We start from the raw sequence: 2293 nt of genomic DNA, 5'->3' as shown, positions 1-2293 counted from the left end.
TCTCCGACTCAGTAGTTCTATGCCGAGTACCACGGACAAGCACGAATCGATGATCAAGCAAGCCGGGCGCGACAGCGTCGCCAGCGTCCGCGCCAATATCACCAGTGAGCAAGACGTGGACGCGATTCTGGCCGCCACAGCGCTGCGTTTTGGCGGCGTAGACCTGCTGATCTCCAACGCCGGAATTGCCTCTTCAGCCCCGCTGGAAGACACCACGCTGGATATGTGGGAGCGTAATCAATCGATACTGGTCACCGGTTATTTTCTGGTCAGCCGCAGCGCCTTCCGCATCATGAAGCAGCAAAAAATGGGCGGCAGCATGGTCTTCGTTGCCAGCAAAAACGGTCTGGTCGCCTCCGCTGGCGCATCCGCCTATTGCACCGCCAAAGCAGCAGAAATCCACCTGGCGCGTTGCATTGCATTAGAAGGCGCAGAACACGGCATCCGCGTCAACGTCGTCAACCCCGACGCGGTGATTCGCGGCTCCCGCATCTGGGACGGTAAATGGAAAGAAGAACGCGCCGCCTCCAACAAGATCGATTCCGGCGATGTCGAGGAATTTTATCGCCAGCGCAGCATGCTTAAACGCAGCGTGCTGCCGGAGGATATTGCCGAGGCGGTGTATTTTCTTGCCAGCGATAAATCGGCTAAGAGTACCGGGAATATTATTAATGTTGATGCCGGGAATGCGGCGGCTTTTACGCGGTAGGTTTGTAGAAATAACTGACGTTATGCAGTCTTTCTCTCTTTTTCTAAAAGAGGGAGAAGGCAGCCAAGATGTGTAGACACACAAATTTAAAAATTCCGTTCGTACTGAGTAGCCCAACGGGCGTATCGAAGTAGTTGCATGCGTTGGCGCATCTTCGATACGGCACTGTGTGCCTACTCAGTCCGAACGGGTTGTTAACTGCATAGGTCTGCGGAAACCCTAATAAAACAAAACCAGCAGCAGGCCCCACGCCCAGCCGCTGAACACAGGAGACACAACATGAACACAGTAATCGATAGCGGCTTAGTAGCCGAACACAACGCCAAAATCCACAACAACCTCGAAGCCGATTACGCCGCCCTCGGCGGCATGCTAGCCCGGCGCGGACAAGACATTGAACAACTGACGACCTTAGCGCAAACCTTCGCCGTCGCTCTCCCCAGCTGGGGCGTAGGCACCGGCGGCACGCGTTTCGCACGCTTCCCCGGCATCGGCGAGCCACGCAATGTCTTCGAAAAACTCGAAGACTGCGCCGTCATCCACCAACTCACCCGCGCAACGCCCACCGTATCGCTGCATTTTCCATGGGACAACACCACCGACCCAGCCGCCTTGCGTGAAATCGCCAGCGGATACGGACTCGGTTTCGATGCCGTCAATTCCAATACTTTCCAGGATCAGGCCGGACAAACACACTCCTACAAAAACGGCAGCCTCACCGCCGGCAGCGCCGCAGTCCGTGCGCAAGCCGTCGCGCACAACATCGCATGCATAGAACTAGGTCAGGCGCTAGGCTCAAAGGCGCTCACCGTCTGGGTCGGCGATGGCGCGAACTTCCCCGGCCAGCACAATCTGCGCGGCGCGCTTGAACGTTATCTGGACAGCATGCGCGACATCTACAGCGCACTACCCGCCGACTGGTCGGTATTCATCGAACACAAACTATTTGAACCCGCCTTCTACGCCACCACCATCGCCGACTGGGGTACCAGCTTTGCCTGCGCCACCGCACTGGGACCAAAGGCAAAATGCTTAGTCGATCTCGGCCACCACGCACCGAATACCAACATCGAAATGATCGTCGCCCGTCTCGCCCAATTCGGCAAACTAGGCGGCTTTCATTTCAATGACAGCAAATACGGCGACGACGATCTGGACGCAGGCAGCATCAACCCGTTCCAGCTATTTTTGATCTTCAATGAGTTAGCAGACGTCGCCCAACGCGACGGCGCAGCGTTCAAACCATCGTATATGTTGGATCAGTCACACAACGTCACCGACCCGATCGAAAGCCTGATGAGCAGCGCGATTGAAGTGCAGCGGGCGTTTATTCAATCGGCCATCGTTGACCGGGTAGCGTTGCAGGAGTATCAGGAAGTCAATGATGTACTGCAATCGGCGCAGGCTTTGAAGCAGGCGTTTCGTACTGATGTCAGCCCGATTCTGGCGATGGCGCGGGTGCGCTTGGGGGCTGCGGCTGATCCGGTGGGGTGTTATCGGGCTGCGGGGTATCGGGTGGAGAAGGGGGTGTTATCGATTCGTGCTTGTCCGTGGTACTCGGCATAGAACTACTGAGTCGGAGAC

General features: G+C 56.6%; 2 protein-coding genes. Both read left to right on the top strand.

The genetic code is table 11. The features are described 5' to 3' along the window. The coding region (locus tag ACVBEF_RS21025) for an SDR family oxidoreductase (RefSeq protein ID WP_447125843.1) at positions 1 to 709 on the top strand (709 nt) is incomplete at its 5' end. A 279-nt stretch (positions 710 to 988) separates the two neighbouring features. After that, entirely contained in the window at positions 989 to 2275 is a 1287-nt protein-coding gene (gene rhaI / locus ACVBEF_RS21020) for an L-rhamnose catabolism isomerase (protein WP_447125842.1), read from the top strand. Positions 2276 to 2293: the final 18 nt, after the last annotated feature.

The sequence above is a fragment of the Glaciimonas sp. GG7 genome (genome assembly GCF_052976905.1).
The sequence above is the reverse complement of the archived record's forward strand: the minus strand, read 5'-3'. Positions and strand labels throughout refer to the sequence as shown.

Coding starts and splice junctions, on each gene's coding strand:
- rhaI (WP_447125842.1), top strand. CDS start 989: ATGAACACAGTAATCGATAGCGGCTTAGTAGCCGAACACAACGCCAAA.